We start from the raw sequence: 1,728 nt of genomic DNA, 5'->3' as shown, positions 1-1,728 counted from the left end.
GCCATCAGCCGCGATGTGGCTTGCCCGGGAAAGCTTCATCGCGGCTGATGGCCCTAGGCCACCCAGAGCCGCTCCTACCAGGCAAGGCGCTGCCAGGCCATTTCGCGCTTCCGGCCGCTTGTGGCCGATAATGCGCGCCCACCAGGAACCGACACGATGAGCGACATTCTCACCACCATCCTCGCCCGCAAGGCCGACGAGATCGCCGAGCGCCGCCTGCGCGTGCCGCTGGCGGAACTGGTCGCGCGCAGCGTCGACCTGCCGACTACGCGCGGTTTCACCGCGGCGTTGCAGGCCAACATCGCGCAGGGCGATGCGGCGGTGATCGCCGAGATCAAGAAGGCCAGCCCCTCCAAGGGCGTGATCCGTCCGGACTTCCACCCGGCCGACATCGCGGTGAGCTACGAGTTCGGCGGCGCCAGCTGCCTGTCGGTGCTCACCGACGTGGATTTCTTCCAGGGCGCCGACGCCTACCTGCAGCAGGCGCGCGAGGCCTGCACGCTGCCGGTGCTGCGCAAGGACTTCACCGTCGACCCCTATCAGGTCTACGAAGCGCGCGTGCTGGGTGCCGACTGCATCCTGCTGATCGTCGCCGCGCTGGACGACACCCAACTGGCCGATCTGTCCGGGCTGTCGATGCAGCTCGGCCTGGACGTGCTGGTGGAGGTCCACGACATCGACGAGCTGGAGCGCGCGATCCAGGTGCCGGTGCCGATGATCGGCATCAACAACCGCAACCTGCGCACCTTCGAAGTCACCCTGCAGACCACGCTGGCGATGAAGAACGCGGTGCCCAGGGACCGCCTGCTGGTCACCGAAAGCGGCATCCTCAGCCCCGCCGACGTGAAGCTGATGCGCGACAACGGCGTCGACGCGTTCCTGGTCGGCGAGACCTTCATGCGCGCAGAAGAGCCGGGCGAGGCCCTGCGTCAGTTGTTCTTCGCCCATGACTGAGGCGTATCCGAGCCCGCGCGCCGACGCGCCGCTGGTCGTCTTCGACTTCGATCACACCCTCTACGACGGTGATTCCGGCAGCCACCTGTTCGCCTGGCTGATCCGGCGCAACCCGTTGCGGCTGCTGGCCGCGCTGCTGGCGACGCCGCTCCTGGGGCCGCTGGTCGCGTGGTTGCCGACCCGCCGCCACGGCATATCCGGCTATGTCTGGATCGCCACGTTCGGGCTGCATCGGGTGCGCGACTTCAATCGCGTGATCGATGCCTATGTGCTCAAGCACGAGGCCGAGATCCGTCGTCGGCTGCTGCAGCATGCGCTGCAGGTGTTCGCGGGCCATCGCCGGGCCGGCGATCGGGTGGTCGTCGCCACCGGCGCGCCGCCGGAGCTGGCACGCGCGATTCTGGGCTTCGTCGCGCACCAGGACGTGCCCGTGATCGGCAGCCTGGTCGGGCCGCGCCTGGGGGCGGTCACCGCCAAGCGGCATTGCCACAACGAAGAGAAGATGCGGATGCTGCGCGAACTCGGTTACGGCCAGATCGACGTGGCGTACTCGGACAGCAGCGCCGACCTGCCGCTGCTCAAGGCCGCGCGTTCCCCGGTGGTGGTCAACCCGAAGCGCAGCCGCGTGGCCTTGTTCCGCGAGGTGCTCCCCCCCGGCACGCCGATCCTGAATTGGGGCTGCCACGATCGCGGCGGCGATCCGGCATAGCGCAGACCCGTCGTTGTAGGAGCGGCTTCAGCCGCGATGGGGCGTTACCGGGAACGCCCCATCGC

General features: G+C 68.6%; 2 protein-coding genes. Both read left to right on the top strand.

Annotation, left to right across the window (positions count from 1 at the left end):
* Positions 1-156: 156 nt before the first annotated feature.
* The gene (trpC, locus tag AC3WJE_RS21010; protein WP_493732786.1) at positions 157-954 is read left to right on the top strand and encodes an indole-3-glycerol phosphate synthase TrpC; all 798 of its coding nucleotides are present in this window, start codon (positions 157-159) and stop codon (positions 952-954) included.
* Positions 947-1,663 carry a haloacid dehalogenase-like hydrolase gene (locus tag AC3WJE_RS21005; RefSeq protein WP_493732785.1) on the top strand — a complete coding sequence of 239 codons (717 nt, stop codon included), beginning with the start codon at positions 947-949 and terminating at the stop codon, positions 1,661-1,663. Before trpC ends, AC3WJE_RS21005 begins: the two co-directional genes overlap by 8 nt.
* Positions 1,664-1,728 lie beyond the last annotated feature (65 nt).

Source organism: Pseudomonas sp. GW821-FHT07E12, from assembly GCF_058986605.1.
Note: the sequence above shows the minus strand (reverse complement) of the source record. Positions and strands in the feature narration are given on the sequence as shown.

What these genes read in the sequence shown, in the direction of transcription:
- trpC (WP_493732786.1), top strand. Translation starts at nt 157, where the DNA reads ATGAGCGACATTCTCACCACCATCCTCGCCCGCAAGGCCGACGAGATC.
- AC3WJE_RS21005 (WP_493732785.1), top strand. Translation starts at nt 947, where the DNA reads ATGACTGAGGCGTATCCGAGCCCGCGCGCCGACGCGCCGCTGGTCGTC.